Here is a 16,160-nt window from a genome sequence, read left to right as displayed (position 1 = left end):
CGTCCGAAGCTTCGCGCCGTCTCGTCGTTTTATTTCCTCAGGATCGCATCATGAGCGGACCATCCGACTACCAGCCGAGTCATCCGGCCCTGCAATGGATCGAGCGGCGTCTGCCGATCATTGGTCTCATCCATTCCTCCTTCGTCGTCTATCCCACCCCGCGCAACCTGAACTATTGGTGGACCTTCGGCGCCATCCTCTCCTTCATGCTGGGGATGCAGATCCTGACCGGCGTGATCCTGGCGATGCACTACACGCCGCATGCCGATCTCGCCTTCAAGTCGGTCGAACTGATCGTCCGTGACGTGAACTACGGCTGGCTGCTGCGCAACATGCATGCCTGCGGCGCGTCGATGTTCTTCTTCGCGGTCTATGTCCACATGCTGCGCGGCCTCTATTACGGCTCCTACAAGGAGCCGCGCGAGGTGCTCTGGATCCTCGGCGTCATCATCTATCTCCTGATGATGGCGACGGGCTTCATGGGTTATGTGCTGCCCTGGGGCCAGATGAGCTTCTGGGGTGCCACCGTCATCACCAACCTGTTCTCGGCCGTTCCCTATTTCGGCGAGAGCATCGTGACGCTGCTATGGGGCGGCTATTCGGTCGGCAATCCGACGCTGAACCGCTTCTTCTCGCTGCACTATCTGCTGCCGTTCCTGATCGCGGGCGTCGTCGTGCTGCACGTCTGGGCGCTGCACGTCGCCGGCCAGAACAATCCTGACGGCGTCGAGCCGAAGACGGAAAAGGACACGGTGCCGTTCACGCCGCATGCGACCATCAAGGACGGCTTCGGCGTCGCCTGCTTCCTGCTGCTCTACGCCTGGTTCATCTTCTACATGCCGAACTATCTCGGCGATGCCGACAACTACATTCCGGCGAACCCGGGCGTGACGCCGCCGCACATCGTGCCGGAATGGTATTACCTGCCGTTCTACGCGATCCTGCGCTCGATCCCGAACAAGCTCGCGGGCGTCATCGGCATGTTCTCGGCGATCATCGTGCTTGTCTTCCTGCCCTGGCTCGACAGCGCAAAGACGAGGTCGTCGAAGTACCGTCCGCTGGCCAAGCAGTTCTTCTGGATCTTTGTCGTGGTCTGCATCCTGCTCGGCTATCTCGGTGCACAGCCGCCGGAAGGCATCTACGTCGTCGCCGGCCGCGTGCTGACGGTCTGCTACTTCGCCTACTTCCTGATCGTGCTGCCGCTGCTCGCTCGCATCGAGAAGCCGAGGCCGGTGCCGAACTCGATCTCGGAGGCGATCCTCGCCAAGAGCGGCAAGGCCGTGGCCTCGATCGCAGTCGCGCTCGTCGCGGCGGGCGCGCTGTTGGTCGGCACCTTGCAGGATGCCCGCGCGGAGGAAGGTGGCACCAAGCCGCCGGGCAACAGCTGGTCCTTCGCGGGCCCTTTCGGCAAGTATGATCGCGGTGCGCTCCAGCGCGGCCTGAAGGTCTACAAGGAAGTCTGCTCCAACTGCCATGGCCTGTCCTATGTCGCCTTCCGTAACCTCGCGGAGGCCGGCGGTCCCGGCTATTCGACGGCGCAGGCGGCGGCGTTTGCCTCCGAATACAAGATCAAGGACGGCCCGAACGATGCCGGCGACATGTTCGAGCGCCCGGGCCGGCCGGCCGACTACTTCCCCTCGCCATTCCCGAACGAGCAGGCGGCTCGTGCGGCGAACGGCGGCGCGGCGCCGCCCGACCTGTCGCTGATCACCAAGGCGCGTTCCTATGGCCGCGGCTTCCCGATGTTCATCATCGACTTCTTCAGCCAGTATCAGGAGCAGGGCCCGGACTATGTCTCGGCGGTGCTGCAAGGCTTTGAGGACAAGGTGCCGGAGGGCGTCTCCATCCCGGAGGGCTCGTACTACAACAAGTACTTCCCGGGCCACGCCATCAAGATGCCGAAGCCGCTCAGCGACGGCCAGGTCACCTATGATGACGGCTCGCCGGCCACGGTTGCGCAATACGCCAAGGACGTCACCACGTTCCTGATGTGGACCGCCGAACCGCACATGGAAGCGCGCAAGCGCCTCGGCCTCCAGGTCTTCGTGTTCCTGATCATCTTCGCGTTCCTGATGTACTTCACCAAGAAGAAGGTCTGGGCCGACTCGCACTGAACGGCTTGACGCGAAACGAGAATGAAGAAGCCCCCGAGAGGGGGCTTTTTTTGTTGGACACGCGCGTGTGTTGTCGGGTGCGATTGCGTATCGCCCGCTCAGCGGCCAAAATGGCGTCAACCTCTCCCCAGAAACGCGTCGGAGGACACCATGGGAACCAGCATCACTTTCAAGCGTCCGGACGGCAAGGACGCCTCGGGCTATCTCGCCAACGCCGCGCGCGGCAATGCGCCGGGCGTCGTCGTGATCCAGGAATGGTGGGGCCTGTCGGATCAGATCAGGGGCCTGTGCGACCGCTTCGCGCTCGCTGGCTTCGATGCGCTCGCGCCCGATCTCTACAAGGGCAAGGTGGTGCCGTATCACGACACGGACGCGGCCGGCAAAGAGATGAACTCGCTCGATTTCATGGACGCCACCACGCAGACGGTGCGCGGCGCCTCGCAATATCTGTCGCGCAACGGCGCCAAGGTCGGGCTCACAGGCTTCTGCCTCGGCGGCGCCGTAACCATCATCGGCGCGGTGTATGTGCCGGAGCTCGCCGCCGGCGTCGTATTCTACGGCATCCCGCCCGAGCAGGCCGCCAAGCCCGCCGACGTCAAGATTCCGCTCCAGGCCCATTTCGCCAACAAGGACGATTGGTGCACCCCGGAGCTGGTCAACGGCTTCGAGAAGGCCATGAAGGACGCCGGCAAGTCGCTGGAGCTGTTCCGCTATGACGCCGAACACGCCTTCGTCAACGAGCAGCGCCAGGCCGTGCACGACCGGGAGGCCGCCGAGCTCGCCTGGGGCCGGGCGACGGAGTTTTTCAAGAAACATTTGGGGTAGGGAACGGGTCGTTTTCGGCCCGCAACCGATATATATTCCCTGCATGACAAAGGTCTTGGAAGATGTGATCGAGAAGGTACGAAGGCTGCCCGAAGATCGGCAGGCCTACGTCGCCGAAGTGCTTGAACAGATCGTCGCCAACGATGGCGATCTGTTCGCGGTGCCTGAAGAACATCGCGCAGCTGTGCTTGAAGGGCTTGAGCAGGCTGAACGAGGCGAGTTCGCGACCGATCAGGAAATGGCGGCGCTCTGGAAGAAGTGCGGGCTGTGAAACTCCGGTACACCCGGCGTGCCCGCACAGATATTGACGGCCTTCACGAATATCTTGCCGAACACGACAAGCGTGCTGCTGCCGCGGTCGTCCGACGTATTCGGTCCGTTGGGCAGTTGCTTGCGAAGTATCCACGTCTCGGGCGTGCGACTGATATGGCCGCTGTTCGAGTGTTTCCGATCGTCCCGTTTCCGTATCTGATTTACTAACGCATCGGTGATGGTGCAGTGGAGGTTCTCCATGTGCGTCACGGAAGGCGGGATGTGCCGAAACCGGGCGAGCTGGGATGATCCGGACCTCGATCGTGCTACTGCTCAGCCGCGCTCACCCTTGACGCCGCCCCCGCGCCATGGTGAGTATCCGCCCCATGAGCACCGCAGCCCGCCCATCCCGTCGTTGGTGGCGCACCTCCTGAGAGGTGGCCGGTGCGATTTATTCTCCCAAAATCGTCTGAGGTCGCCTGCACAGCGCGGCGGCCTGATCGTTTGTCCTGTGTGGCGTTTCCTCGGCAAGTTTCGTAAGAGGACGACATGAACAGGACAGTCTTTGCTCTCCCGCCTAGAAGCGAGTACGTTACCCGCGGTGGCCTTGCGATCACGCGTGTGGCCGAACAATTTACCGGCGGCGCCTCCAGGCTGGACGATCTCGTCAGCCTGCTCGACCGACGCCGCGGCGTGGTGCTGTCCTCAGGCACGACCGTGCCGGGCCGCTACGAGAGCTTCGACCTCGGCTTCTCCGATCCGCCGCTCAAGCTCGAAACCGTTGGCGTCAATTTCAAGCTGGAAGCGCTCAACGAACGCGGTCAGGTGCTGATCGCCTTCCTCGCTGACGTCCTGCGCGAGCCTTGCGTGGTGATCTCCGAAAAGACCACCACGCGCCTTGCCGGACACATCATCCGGGGCGATGCGCCCGTCGAGGAAGACCAGCGCACGCGGCGCGCCAGTGTGATGTCGTTGGTGCGCGATCTCGTCGCCGCCTTCTCGGCGAGTGACGACGGGCTGCTCGGCCTGTTCGGCGCCTTCGCCTATGACCTCGTGTTCCAGATCGAGGATCTCGTGCAGAAGCGTGCGCGCGAGCAGGACCAGCGCGACATCGTGCTCTACGTCCCCGATCGCCTGCTCGCCTATGACCGCGCGACCGGGCGCGGTGTGGTGCTCGCTTACGATTTTGCGTGGAAGGGCCAATCGACCGAGGGCCTGCCGCGCGAGACAGCCGAGAGCCCGTATGTGAAGACGGGTCGCCAGGGCTTTGCCGATCATGCGCCGGGCGAGTATCAGGCCACCGTCGAAACCGCGCGCGCGGCCTTCGCCCGCGGTGATCTGTTTGAAGCCGTGCCGGGCCAGCTCTTCGCCGAGCCTTGCGAGCGCTCGCCGGCCGAAGTGTTCCAGCGTCTCTGTGTCATCAACCCATCGCCTTACGGCGCGCTGATGAATCTCGGCGAGGGCGAATTCCTCGTCTCGGCGTCGCCGGAAATGTTCGTGCGCTCCGACGGACGCCGCGTCGAGACCTGTCCGATCTCGGGCACGATCGCGCGCGGCAGCGATGCGATCGGCGATGCCGAGCAGATCCGCCAGCTCCTGAACTCGGAAAAGGACGAGTTCGAGCTCAACATGTGCACCGACGTCGATCGCAACGACAAGGCGCGCGTCTGCGTTCCCGGCACGATCAAGGTGCTGGCGCGCCGGCAGATCGAGACCTATTCCAAGCTGTTCCACACCGTCGACCACGTCGAAGGCATGCTGCGCCCGGGCTTCGATGCGCTCGATGCTTTCCTCACCCATGCCTGGGCCGTCACCGTGACAGGCGCGCCGAAGCTCTGGGCGATGCAGTTCGTCGAGGACCACGAGCGGTCGCCGCGGCGCTGGTATGCCGGTGCGATCGGTGCGGTGAATTTCGACGGCAGCATCAACACCGGTCTCACTATTCGCACTATCAGGATGAAGGATGGTCTCGCCGAGGTGCGCGTCGGGGCGACCTGCCTGTTCGATTCCGATCCGGCCGCGGAAGATCGCGAGTGTCAGGTCAAGGCCGCGGCGTTGTTCCAGGCGCTGCGCGGCGATCCGCCGAAGCCGCTGTCGAGCTTCGCGCCTGATGCGACCGGGTCGGGCAAGCGGGTGCTGCTGATCGATCACGACGACAGCTTTGTGCACATGCTCGCCGATTATTTCCGTCAGGTCGGCGCCAGCGTCACCGTGGTCCGCTATGTGCATGCACTCGACATGCTCAAGCAGAGGAGGTGGGACTTGCTCGTGCTGTCGCCCGGCCCCGGCCGCCCCGAGGATTTCGGGATCAAGAAGACGATCGATGCGGCGCTGGAGAGCAAGCTGCCGGTGTTCGGCGTCTGCCTTGGCGTGCAGGCGATCGGCGAATATTTCGGCGGCGAGCTCGGCCAGCTCACCCATCCCGCCCACGGCCGGCCCTCGCGGGTGCAGGTGCGCGGTGGGCGCCTGATGCGGAATTTGCCGAACGAGATCGTCATCGGCCGCTATCACTCGCTCTTCGTCGAGCGCGACAGCATGCCGGAGGTGTTGAGCGTCACCGCCAGCACCGAGGACGGCGTCGCCATGGCCTTGGAGCACAAGACCCTGCCGGTCGCCGGCGTGCAATTCCATCCGGAATCGCTGATGTCACTCGGCGGCGAGGTGGGACTACGTATTGTCGAGAATGCGTTCCGGCTGGAGGCGCCGGTCAATTGAGAGGCACCAATGACCTTTGACCACGATCTGAAGGCGAGCGTCCGTACGATCGTCGACTATCCCAAGCCGGGGATCATGTTCCGCGACATCACGACCTTGCTCGCGGACGCGCGGGCGTTTCGTCGTGCGGTCGACGAACTCGTCAATCCCTGGGCCGGCAACAAGATCGACAAGGTTGCCGGCATGGAAGCGCGCGGCTTCATCATCGGCGGCGCGGTGGCGCATCAGCTCTCGGCCGGCTTCGTGCCAATCCGGAAAAAAGGCAAGCTGCCGCACACCACCGTGCGCATCGCCTATTCGCTCGAATACGGCATCGACGAGATGGAGATGCATGTCGACGCCATCGCTCCCGGCGAGCGCGTCATCCTGGTCGACGATCTCATCGCCACCGGCGGCACCGCCGAGGGCGCAGTGAAGCTGCTGCGCCAGATCGGCGCCAACGTCGTCGCCGCCTGCTTCATCATCGACCTGCCCGAGCTCGGAGGTGCCGCCAAGCTGCGCGCCATGGACGTGCCGGTGCGCACGCTGATGACGTTCGAGGGGCATTGAGGCGTGGTGGCGATCCTCAGATCGCCTCGGCCTTCAACTCGGCCCGCCAGTACGCCAAGCGCTCCGTCAGCAGCGCGTTCCTGACATAGGCGCTCTCCTCATCCTCCAGCCGCTCGCATTCGCCAAATGTCAGGCCGGCCTCGCCATGCCTGTTCCAGGCCGCCTGGAGGTTGCGGCAGGGGTGGCCGCCCTGGCGCAGTGTGAACCAGATGCGGTTTTGGATGGTCTTAAGGTTCGGCGCCTGGCCGACCCAGGCCTCGCCCGTTACAGCACAGCGGACGACGTAGATGCCCGCAATGGACTTCCGTTCCTTGTAGGCGGCGATGGCTGCTTTCCGGTCAATGCTCACGGCAGGCGCCTTGCTGAGGATGCTGTTGTGCCGCCCTGATAGCGGTACGGCCGCCCGCCGTCAATATTACCCCGATAAAATAATCAGGACCGTTGCAAGATCAGGCTCAGCTCGAGCTCGCGGAAGGCGAGGTAATTGCGCCGGGTCCACTGGTGCAGCTCGGTCGAGGAATCCTTCTCCTGGCGCAAATAGCCGGTGAACGAGAAGCTGAGCCGGTCGATATAGGTCTTGAGGAAGCCGGGCAGCGCAGGCAGGCGGAACAGCCGGCCGCCTGCCATCGCCGGCGGCAACTCGCCGCGGATGACGAATTCGTTGTCGACGGTGATCAGGTTCATCCGTGGGATCTGCTGGCGCAGCATCTCATGGGCGCGGGCCGAGACGCGGTCGGTGTCGGCCATGAACAGGATCTGTGGCGCGACATGCCGGCGCGCCGCTTCCTTGAGCAGGCCGATCTCGTCGGTCATCTTGAAGAACTCATCGAAGGCGTGGAAGCCGAGGTCGATCACCTTGGCGAGCCCGTCATCGATGATGACGCGGTCCATCAGTTGCATCTTGCCGTAGGTGTCGATCACGTCGGCGGTCTCGGTGACCTTCGGCAGGTAATCGAGCAGCGACGGCTCCTTCAGATTGACGTCGAAGGCCGCGACGTTGCCATTCTTGAGCAGCAGAAATTCGGTCAACAGCCGCGCCAGCAGCGTCTTGCCGACCTGCGGGCGTGGCGAGCAGATGATGTAGAGCGGCGTCGCGGGCATCGACAGCTATATCAGGCCAAGTCACAGCCCAATCCAGCCGTATCAGCCCGGCCTCCGCAACTATTTTTCGCTGTTGCGGGTGACTGGTTTCGACCCGACGATGTCGGTCAGGCGGATGCGATCGAATTCGCTCCAGACGTTGGCCAGCCAGTGCCTGACATAGCCGCGCAGCACGAAGGAGTAGTTGGCGGCTTCGTCGTGGATGCCTTTGTTGGCGACGAATTTCAGGAACGGGACCGAGGAGACCTCGACCTGCTCATAGGCCATTTCATTGAGCTTCGGGATGGTCAGCTCCGTCGCATCCTTGATGCGATGGAAGTAGGAATTATAGGTCGCCTGGTCCCACTGGAAGAACTGGGTGTCGTTGATGAAGTTCTTCACCAGGAAATATTTTGCGCCGCCCATGAAGCCGGCGGTCTCGGCGATCTCCTCGAGCGAGGCGATCGAAGGTCCGAGGATGTGGAACACGGCGAAGGTGATCTGCCCGGCCTTGGCGGCGTCGAGGAAGCCGATGTCGCGGAGCGAGGCCAGCGCCGGCGAGAGCAGGCCGGCGCGGACGTCGATCACTGTCACCGACGGACTGACAGCGTTGAGCGTGTCGAAAATCTTCATCTGATCGGCCGTCGTCGTCATGTCGACGATTTCGGTGATCTCGGGGTGGAAGCGCTTCAGCGTTCCCCGCGGCGATTCCGTGTCGAACGCGCGCGTCGGCACGTTGTTGGCGGAAAAATAATCGAGCAGGGTGCGCGACACCGTGGTCTTGCCGACCCCGCCCTTGTCCGCGCCCACCACTACCACTGCCGGCTTTGCCATTGCTGTCCCCTAACGCGCCCCCGATCGCGAGGTCGCAATCGGCCGGGCCCCAAATCGATGTCCCAAAGGACGTCCCGAGTCTGCTGTTGGGCGCGAACATGGCAGAAACAAGGGAGAATTCAATTCCGCAGGTCTCGCTCGGCGCAATTCCTGAGGTTTTTCCCGAACGTCGTGAAACCGGCCCAAGATGAGCCAGCTTGTACGCTCAGTGGCGGCCCCAGGGACCCATGGGATTGCCTATGGGATCGCCTAGCGGACCCAGCGGATTGCCTGCGGCGGTTCCGGCGGGGCTCGGCGCGGGCACGGGAGGCGGACCCGGCGGGTTGCCTGCATCGTTCCACGGGCCGTGCGGGACCGGAGGAGGGGCATTCTGCGGGTCGGCCTGTGCCTCGGGCTCGTCCGTTTCGGACTGCTCCGTCTCCTCATGGGGCGGCGGCAGCGGACCGGGATCGTGACCGCCGGCAAACTTGACCAGCGCGTCGACACGGGACTGCACCGAGGGGTGGGTCGCGAACAGATCGGCGAAGCCTTCGCGCGGATTATCGACGCAGAGCTCCATCACCGCCGAGGTCGCACCCGGCAGTTCGCCGCGGCCCTCGATCTTGCGCAGCGCCGAGATCATGGCGTCGGGGTTTTTCGTCAGCTCGACCGAGCCGGCATCGGCGAGAAATTCGCGCGAGCGCGACAATGCGAGCTTCACCACCTGCGACATCAGCCAGGCCACCACGATCAGCACGACCGCGATGATGATCACGATCACTGCCCCGCCGCCCGAGTTCTTGCTGTCGCTCGATGACGAGGACGATCGCGACGACGAGGACGAGCCGGACGACCACGATCCGCCACCCGAACTCCAGCTGAAATTCGTGAACAGGCGGAAGAACAACTCGCCGAAGAAGCCGACCACGCCGGCGATGATGACGGCGACCACCATGAGCTGGACGTCGCCGTTCTTGATGTGGGTCAGCTCGTGGCCCAGCACCGCCTCGATCTCCTGATCGTTCAGGGCATTCAGGAGGCCCGTGGTGACGGTGACCGAATATTGCCGCGGATTGAGCCCGGTCGCGAAGGCGTTCAGCGCCGGGCTCTCCATGATCTTCAGCTTCGGCATGGTGATGCCGCGCGAGATGCAGAGATTTTCGAGCAGATTGTAGAGCCGGAGCTCCTCCTGCCGGGTCACGTCGTGGCCGCCGGTCACCGCGTCGATCATCGACTGGTGGAAGAAATAGGCGATGACGACCCAGGCAGCCGTCACGATCGTCGCCACGGGCGCGGCGACGATCAAATCGTGGAAGCCGCGGTTCAGGTAGTAGGCGACGGTCTCGTTGCCGTTGATGACGACCTCGGCGACCAGGGCGCCGGCATAGACCAGCACGTAGACCAACGCGAACAGGCCGCCGAGCAGCAGCATCGAACGAAACTTGTTCGAGGCGATGTGCGTGTAGAGACCATACGCGGCCATGACGCGTTGCCCTGCCAGCCCGTCAACTCAGATCAGAACTTCACCTGAGGCGCAGCCTCGACTTCGGTGCGGCTGGCGCCGAGATCGAAGAAGTCCTTCCTGGTGAAGCCGAACATGCCCGCGAACAAAGCGGCGGGCATCTGCTGGATTCCGGTGTTGTATTCCTGGACCGCGTTGTTGAAGAAGCGGCGGCTCGCCGCGATCTTGTTTTCGAGGTCGGAGAGCTCGCTCGCAAGCTGCTGGAAATTGGCGTTGGCCTTGAGGTCCGGATAGGCCTCCGACAGCGCGATCAGCCGGCCGAGCGCGCCGGAGAGCTGGTTCTCGGCGGCAGACACCTGCGCCGGGCCCTGCGCCGACATCGCCGAATTGCGCGCCTTGATGACGTCGTCGAGCGTGCCGCGCTCATGCGAGGCGTAGCCCTTCACCGTCTCGACCAGATTCGGGATCAAATCATGTCGCTGCTTGAGCTGCACGTCGACGTCGGCAAAGGCCTGGCTGACGCGCTGGCCCAGCGCCACCAGCCGGTTGTAGGCGCTGAAGGCGAACAGCACGAGGACGACGATGACGCCGAGAACGATCCAGCCGGTCGACATGGAAAACTCCTGAAGGGGAATTGGAGCACGCAGCCTAAACTAAAATGGAGCCAGGCGAGAGCCCCGCGCGGAGCGAAGGTAAGACTTGGTCGGATCGGGAGCCATCCGAGTTCAAGGGAAAAGCAGGGATCGAGGTTAACTTTCGGCAATAACGGCATCGCCCCAGCGCCAGCGCCGGGCGCTTGCATAAGCTCCCTTGTCGCGCCGCGGGACTTTTGCGAGTTCGACGTTCTCCTCGGTGCAAAGCTTGGCCGTGATCTCGGCCTTGCCGACATCGGGCGGTGCCAGCACGCGCGCGGCACGGATTGCGGGCGGTGCGCGGGTCAGCGCGACGTAGATGAAACGTTCGTCCTCGAACGGCACCTCGGCGCCCTTGATCTGGCGGTGCGCTTGCGAGCGCGGCAGGCGCTGGTTGAAGTGACACCAATCGGGTGCCACGAGCGGGCAGGGCTTTTCGTGGGGGCAGGGAGCGGCGACGAAGGCGCCTAGCCCGATCAGCTGCTGGCGCAGTGCGAGGATGCGGTCGTAACCGGCCGGCGTGCCGGGCTCGATCACGACCAGCGCGTGGCGCGCTTTGGCCCACATCGTCTCCGCGAGCTTGCGTTGATCGGCCTCGCTGAGCTCGCCGATGATGTAGCTCGCCACGACGAGGTCAGCTTGCGAGACCTCGGCGAGGTTGGTGGCGGCATCGCCGGGCAGGTAGCGGCAGTCGGACAGGCGTGTGCTGTCGCGTGCCAGTTCGAGCGCGAGACGGCTCAAGGTGGCGTTGGTATCGAGCAGGGTGAAATCCTGCAGCGAGGAGAACGCTTCCGCGGCGGCCCAGCTCGCGGTGCCCGGGCCCGCGCCGACGTCGAGCAATGTCTCCGGCGCGAAGCTTGGTGCGATCTCTGCCAGCGCGCTGAGGCTTGCGACGACCGCCGCATAGGTCGCCGGCATGCGCGCCAGCGCATAGGCGAGTGCATCGGCTTCCGACTTGATCGTGCCTGAACCGCCGCCGGCGCGATAGGTCGTCGAGATTCTTTGCGAGCGCTGCGCGGCGTCGGTGCGGGAGAATCCCTGCAGCCTGGCGTCGAGCGCGGCCTTCAGTTCGGCGGGGAGCGTGGGTGAGATCATGTTGGCCTACCATCACTCCGCCGTCTCCCTGCGCGAGGACGGAATGACGGCAGAGATATCACGCCACGTTCTGGTCGAGGATCTCCACCGCCTCGGACAGGCTCACCGACACCAGTTGCGACACGCCGCGCTCGGCCATGGTGACGCCGAACAGACGGTTCATGCGCGCCATCGTGATCGGATTGTGCGTGATGATGATGAAGCGCGTGTCGGTCGAGCCGGTCATTTCGTGCAGCAGGTTGCAGTACCGTTCGACGTTGTGGTCGTCGAGCGGCGCGTCGACTTCGTCCAGCACGCAGATCGGCGAGGGGTTGGTCAGGAACACTGCGAAGATCAGCGCCATCGCGGTCAGGGCCTGCTCGCCGCCCGAGAGCAGCGACAACGTCTGCGGCTTCTTGCCCGGCGGCTTGGCAATGATTTCCAGGCCGGCTTCCAGCGGATCGTCACTCTCGATCAGGTGCAGCGCCGCCTCGCCGCCGCCGAACAGCTCGACGAACAGGCGCTTGAAGTGGTTGTTGACGACCTCGAACGAGGTCAGCAAGCGCTCGCGCGCTTCCTTGTTGAGGCTCTGGATGCCCTGGCGCAGCCGCTTGATGGCCTCGACCAGGTCGTCGCGCTCGGTGACGAGGCCCGTGTGCTGGGTCTCGACCTCGCGCAGCTCTTCCTCGGCGCGCAAATTCACGGCGCCGAGGCGCTCGCGGTCGCGGCGCATCTTTTCGAGGTCTTCCTCGATATCGTGCAGCGGCGGCAGCTCCGCACCGGGCTCGATCTCGGCCAGACCCGCGACGGCCTGCGGCTCGACTTCGAGCATGTCGCGGATCTCGCGCTCGATGTCTTCGAGCCGGCGCCGTGCGCCTTCCATGCGTTCCTCGGCACGCGCGGTGGCCTCGCGCGCGCTGGAGAGCGCTTCGAGCGTCAGCTTGGCGACGCGATCGGTTTCGGCCATCGCGGTCTCCGCGGTCGCGAGCGCGTCGGCGGCCATGCGGCGGTCGTTCTCGGCGTATTCGATCTCGGTGATCAGCGCGCTGCGCTTCTCGGCGAACACGGCCGGCGCGTTTTCAAGCTCGCTGCGCTCGATCGTGAGCTCGGCGATACGGGCCTCGATGGTGTCAATGTGGGAGGCCGCGCTTTCCTTGCGGTTCGCCCACTCGGTGCGCTCGGCCAGGATCGCCTGGACGCGTCGGTCGGCGAGCTCGGCTTCGCGCGCCAGGGCCTGCGCCTCGGCGCGGACCTGGGCGGCGATGCGGCGATGGTTTTCGATGTCGCTGCGGACGGCGGCGAGGCGGGTCTCGGTGTCCTCGCTCGACGGCAGCTCGCTGATGCCGGCCTCGGCGTATTCGTAGGCGGCCTCGGCCTCGGCGCGGTCGGCGGCGAGGCGGCTGTGCGCTTCCGACAGCGTCGCCTTGCGCGCGGCGTGGCGGCTGATCTCGCGCTCGGCGGCGGCGTGGCGCTCGCGCGCGACGTTTAGCTCGCGCTGCGCGGCACGCATGGCTTCGCGGCTGGCGCCCTCGGTGCTGGCCGCCATCTGCAATTCGGACTCGGCATTCTCCAGCGCCTGGCGCTTGATCTGCGCATCGATGCGGGCCTGCTCCAGCTCGTTCTCGATGTCGACGAGACGGGCGCGTTCGGCGAGGCGCCGTGCGGCGCCGGTCGGGGCGTGCGCGGCGGCAACAAAGCCGTCCCAGCGCCAGACGTCGCCCTCGGGCGAGACCAGCCGCTGGCCGGTCTTGAGCTGGGCGACCAGCTCGGCCCCGCGCTCGCGCGGCACCACGCCAATCTGCGCCAGGCGGCGCGTCAGCTCGGCCGGGGCCTGAACGTGGCTCGCAAGCGGGGTGACGCCTTCGGGCAGCTCCGGATCACCTTCGGCGTGGCCGACATTGGTCCAGCGCATCGGCGCGGAAGGGTCGATCGGCGCATCGAGATCGTCGCCGAGCGCGGCGCCGATCGCCTTTTCAAAGCCCTTGTCGACGGTGATGCCGTCGATGATCGGCGGCCACAGATTCTTGGTCTCGCCGTTGACGATCTTGGAGATCGTGCGTGCTTCGGTATCGAGCCGCTGCACGCGCTTGTCGGCTTCGACCAGCGGCGAGCGCGAGGATTCCAGCGTCTGTCGCGCGGCAACATGCGCGGCTTCGCTCGCCTGCGCTGCGGCTTCGGATGCCGCCAGCGTCTGCTCGGCGGTCTCGACCGCGGCGGTCAGCTCGTCCAGATCGCCGAAGCCGCCGGTCTCAGTGGCCAGCTTCTGCTCTTCCGCCGTGACATTCGCGATCTCCTGGTCGAGACGGGCGAGCTTGTCGCGGTGGGTACGGACGTTGGCTTCGAGTTGGTTGCGCTTGGCGGTGAGGTCGGCGAGCGCGGTGGTCAGCTCGGCGAATTGCTGCTCGGTCTCGGTCAGCACCGCCTCGGCCTCGGCGACGCGCTCGTCGACGCCGGAGCGCTTCTCGACGCGCGACTTGATCTCTTCCTTCAGCTCGGCATCTTCGGTGTCGAGCCGCTGCAGCGCGACGTCGGCGTCCATGGTCTGCTGCTGGGCGCGTGAGATGTCGCCCTCGAACTGGGCGAGGCGGCGCTCGAGTTCGGCGACGCGCTCCTTGGCGCGCTCTTCCTCGCGGTCGAGTTGCTCGCGGGCATTGGTCAAGCGCTGCAGCCCGGCGGCGGCGCGCGCTTCGGCATCGCGCAGCGCAGGCATTTCGGCGGCGCGGATCGCCTGGATGCGGGCCGCTTCAGCCTGGTGCTGGGTGCGCTCGGCCATCTCGCGCACCGCAAGGTCGTGGGTCTGGCCGGATTCGTTGACGTCGGCATGGGCGCCGATCCAGCGCAGGTGGAACAGCGTCGCTTCGGCCTTGCGGACCTTGGCCGCGACCTCGCGGTAGCGCACGGCCTGGCGGGCCTGCTTCTTCAGGCCTTCCATTTGCCCTGCGAGCTGGCCGATCACGTCCTCGACGCGGGTGAGGTTGGTCTCGGCCGCCTTCAGCCGCAGCTCGGCCTCATGGCGGCGGGCGTGCAGGCCGGCAACGCCGGCGGCATCTTCCAGCACGCGGCGGCGCTGCTCGGGCTTGGCCTGGATGATCTCGCCGATCTTGCCCTGGTGGACGAGCGCGGGCGAGCGCGCGCCGGTGGCGGCATCCGCGAACAGGATCTGCACGTCGCGGGCGCGCACGTCGCGGCCGTTGATGCGGTAGACCGAGCCGGCCTCGCGCTCGATGCGGCGGGAGATTTCCAGCAGCTGGCTGTCGTTCATCGCCGCAGGCGCGGTGCGATCGGCATTGTCGATCGTCATCGTCACTTCGGCGTGGTTGCGCGCGGGACGGTTGCCGGAGCCGGCGAAGATCACGGCGTCCATGTCGGCGGCGCGCAAGCTCTTGTACGAGGTCTCGCCCATCGCCCAGCGCAGCGCCTCGACAAGGTTCGACTTGCCGCAACCGTTGGGCCCGACCACGCCGGTGAGGCCGGGCTCGATGACGAAGTCCGTCGGCTCAACGAAGGACTTGAAGCCGTGTAGGCGCAGGCGGGTGATTTTCATAAGCACGCATCTCTGTTGGCAGGCGCGAATCCCCCTGCCGTGACAATACCATGGAAGGCAATGTCGCTGTCTGGGCGAGTCGCGCGGGGCGCCTCATGCGGCGGACAATGGCCGCGGTAGCCTGCGAGGGCAACCAGCGAAAGCCGCTTTTCCCAAGGGATTTATGCCGGGAAAGATACGGCTTTCGAGATGCGAATCAGGATCTTGACGAGCGAATCAGCTCTTCAGCAGCGGATTGATCTTCTTGGCGAACTCCTCGAACGAGGCCTCGCCCTTGATCTTCTCGCCGTTGATGAAGAAGGTCGGCGTCGAATCCACCTTCAGAACGTCGCTGGCGTATTTCTGGTCGGCGGCGATCTTGTCGAGCAGCGCCTGATCCTTCAGGCAGGCTTCCACCTGCTGCTGGGTGAGGCCGGCCTGCTTGCCGATCCGGGTCAGCGTCTCCGTGGTGTTCTTCACCACCCAGTCGTTCTGCTGGCGGAACAGCATGTCGGTGACGGCGAAGTATTTCGGTGCGTCGTCCTTGGCGATGCAGCGCGACAGCATCGAGCCGGCGGCGGCCTTGATGTCGAGCGGGAACTCGCGGAAGACGTAGCGGATCTTGCCGGTGTCGATGTATTCCGACTTGATCTTGGGGAACACCTGCTCGTTAAAGGCCGCGCAGTGCGGGCAGGTCATCGAGGCGAATTCGGTGATGGTCACAGCAGCGTCCTTTGGGCCGAGTGCCATGTCGGGCAGCGACACCGGCTTGGCCACATCGGCGACGGACTGGGCCATGGCCTCGGAGATCAACCGCAGCGGGGAGAGCCCGGCGAGCGCGGCAAGCCCGGTCAGCGACAGCATCGTGGTGAAGGCGCGGCGGGTAATGATCAAGATCGGCTCCCGAATTGACGTGGTCTCGCCCCGAGGCTCAGATCAAGGTTCCCGGGCGGCCTGTCGCTAGCTTGAAACGTAGTTCGAGGCAATGGCGAGCGACAGGGACGGGTCCAGATTGGCGGCGAAATGAGGCTCAATTTCGCTTGATGGCGGCTCCGAGCCGCGCCAGCGCCGACTTCAATTCGTCATCTTCGATGTCGCCCAGGCTTTCCGCCACCTTGGCC

14 protein-coding genes and 1 pseudogene are annotated in these 16,160 nt (G+C 65.0%); 6 read left to right on the top strand and 9 right to left on the bottom strand.

Translation table 11 applies throughout. The features are described from left to right. The first annotated feature begins 50 nt into the window (after positions 1–50). The 6 genes from fbcH to G8O24_RS27895 all read left to right on the top strand — a co-directional run bounded on the left by fbcH (position 51) and on the right by G8O24_RS27895 (position 6,455). Entirely contained in the window at positions 51–2,114 is a 2,064-nt protein-coding gene (fbcH, locus tag G8O24_RS27920; protein ID WP_188104966.1) for a cytochrome b/c1, read from the top strand. 150 nt (positions 2,115–2,264) lie between these two features. After that, positions 2,265–2,939, top strand: a complete 675-nt coding sequence (locus tag G8O24_RS27915) for a dienelactone hydrolase family protein (protein ID WP_188104964.1) — start codon at positions 2,265–2,267, stop codon at positions 2,937–2,939. Between the two features lie 55 nt (positions 2,940–2,994). Then, on the top strand, positions 2,995–3,210 hold the full coding sequence (locus tag G8O24_RS27910; RefSeq protein WP_244646026.1) for a hypothetical protein: 216 nt from the start codon (positions 2,995–2,997) through the stop codon (positions 3,208–3,210). After that, positions 3,198–3,419 (top strand): type II toxin-antitoxin system RelE/ParE family toxin, encoded by a 222-nt coding sequence (locus tag G8O24_RS45675; RefSeq protein ID WP_368736617.1) that lies wholly within the window; start codon positions 3,198–3,200, stop codon positions 3,417–3,419. Before G8O24_RS27910 ends, G8O24_RS45675 begins: the two co-directional genes overlap by 13 nt. A gap of 321 nt (positions 3,420–3,740) precedes the next feature. Continuing rightward, complete coding sequence (locus G8O24_RS27900; RefSeq protein ID WP_188104959.1) at positions 3,741–5,906, top strand: anthranilate synthase component I; 2,166 nt, start codon at positions 3,741–3,743, stop codon at positions 5,904–5,906. Positions 5,907–5,915: 9 nt separating this feature from the next. After that, on the top strand, positions 5,916–6,455 hold the full coding sequence (locus G8O24_RS27895; RefSeq protein WP_188104957.1) for an adenine phosphoribosyltransferase: 540 nt from the start codon (positions 5,916–5,918) through the stop codon (positions 6,453–6,455). A gap of 16 nt (positions 6,456–6,471) precedes the next feature. Here G8O24_RS27895 and G8O24_RS27890 read toward each other — a convergent pair whose 3' ends face one another. The 9 genes and pseudogenes from G8O24_RS27890 to G8O24_RS44460 form a co-directional block, all read right to left on the bottom strand. Then, positions 6,472–6,804 (bottom strand): GIY-YIG nuclease family protein, encoded by a 333-nt coding sequence (locus tag G8O24_RS27890; protein ID WP_188104955.1) that lies wholly within the window; start codon positions 6,802–6,804, stop codon positions 6,472–6,474. An 83-nt stretch (positions 6,805–6,887) separates the two neighbouring features. Beyond that, positions 6,888–7,556: a hypothetical protein gene (locus tag G8O24_RS27885; RefSeq protein ID WP_188104953.1), complete on the bottom strand. Its 669-nt coding sequence runs from the start codon at positions 7,554–7,556 to the stop codon at positions 6,888–6,890. Between the two features lie 60 nt (positions 7,557–7,616). After that, complete coding sequence (locus G8O24_RS27880; RefSeq protein WP_057757117.1) at positions 7,617–8,369, bottom strand: P-loop NTPase family protein; 753 nt, start codon at positions 8,367–8,369, stop codon at positions 7,617–7,619. A 205-nt stretch (positions 8,370–8,574) separates the two neighbouring features. Continuing rightward, on the bottom strand, positions 8,575–9,831 hold the full coding sequence (locus tag G8O24_RS27875; protein WP_188104951.1) for a M48 family metallopeptidase: 1,257 nt from the start codon (positions 9,829–9,831) through the stop codon (positions 8,575–8,577). A 32-nt stretch (positions 9,832–9,863) separates the two neighbouring features. Next, positions 9,864–10,424: a LemA family protein gene (locus G8O24_RS27870; protein WP_188104949.1), complete on the bottom strand. Its 561-nt coding sequence runs from the start codon at positions 10,422–10,424 to the stop codon at positions 9,864–9,866. Positions 10,425–10,559: 135 nt separating this feature from the next. Beyond that, positions 10,560–11,537, bottom strand: coding sequence for a small ribosomal subunit Rsm22 family protein (locus G8O24_RS27865; protein ID WP_188104947.1), 978 nt, complete (start codon positions 11,535–11,537; stop codon positions 10,560–10,562). 58 nt (positions 11,538–11,595) lie between these two features. Next, entirely contained in the window at positions 11,596–15,060 is a 3,465-nt protein-coding gene (gene smc / locus G8O24_RS27860) for a chromosome segregation protein SMC (protein WP_188104945.1), read from the bottom strand. A gap of 216 nt (positions 15,061–15,276) precedes the next feature. Beyond that, positions 15,277–15,933: a DsbA family protein gene (locus tag G8O24_RS27855; protein ID WP_188104943.1), complete on the bottom strand. Its 657-nt coding sequence runs from the start codon at positions 15,931–15,933 to the stop codon at positions 15,277–15,279. Positions 15,934–16,069: 136 nt separating this feature from the next. Further along, positions 16,070–16,160: pseudogene (locus G8O24_RS44460) on the bottom strand (DUF721 domain-containing protein); the annotation flags it as partial.

The organism is Bradyrhizobium campsiandrae, from assembly GCF_014529705.1.
In the GTDB taxonomy this organism is placed as follows: domain Bacteria; phylum Pseudomonadota; class Alphaproteobacteria; order Rhizobiales; family Xanthobacteraceae; genus Bradyrhizobium; species Bradyrhizobium campsiandrae.
This window is presented reverse-complemented; position numbering and strand designations above follow the sequence as displayed.

Coding starts and splice junctions, on each gene's coding strand:
- G8O24_RS27900 (WP_188104959.1), top strand. CDS start 3,741: ATGAACAGGACAGTCTTTGCTCTCCCGCCTAGAAGCGAGTACGTTACC.
- G8O24_RS27875 (WP_188104951.1), bottom strand. CDS start 9,831: ATGGCCGCGTATGGTCTCTACACGCACATCGCCTCGAACAAGTTTCGT.
- smc (WP_188104945.1), bottom strand. CDS start 15,060: ATGAAAATCACCCGCCTGCGCCTACACGGCTTCAAGTCCTTCGTTGAG.
- fbcH (WP_188104966.1), top strand. CDS start 51: ATGAGCGGACCATCCGACTACCAGCCGAGTCATCCGGCCCTGCAATGG.
- G8O24_RS27865 (WP_188104947.1), bottom strand. CDS start 11,537: ATGATCTCACCCACGCTCCCCGCCGAACTGAAGGCCGCGCTCGACGCC.
- G8O24_RS27915 (WP_188104964.1), top strand. CDS start 2,265: ATGGGAACCAGCATCACTTTCAAGCGTCCGGACGGCAAGGACGCCTCG.
- G8O24_RS27880 (WP_057757117.1), bottom strand. CDS start 8,369: ATGGCAAAGCCGGCAGTGGTAGTGGTGGGCGCGGACAAGGGCGGGGTC.
- G8O24_RS27895 (WP_188104957.1), top strand. CDS start 5,916: ATGACCTTTGACCACGATCTGAAGGCGAGCGTCCGTACGATCGTCGAC.
- G8O24_RS27870 (WP_188104949.1), bottom strand. CDS start 10,424: ATGTCGACCGGCTGGATCGTTCTCGGCGTCATCGTCGTCCTCGTGCTG.
- G8O24_RS27885 (WP_188104953.1), bottom strand. CDS start 7,556: ATGCCCGCGACGCCGCTCTACATCATCTGCTCGCCACGCCCGCAGGTC.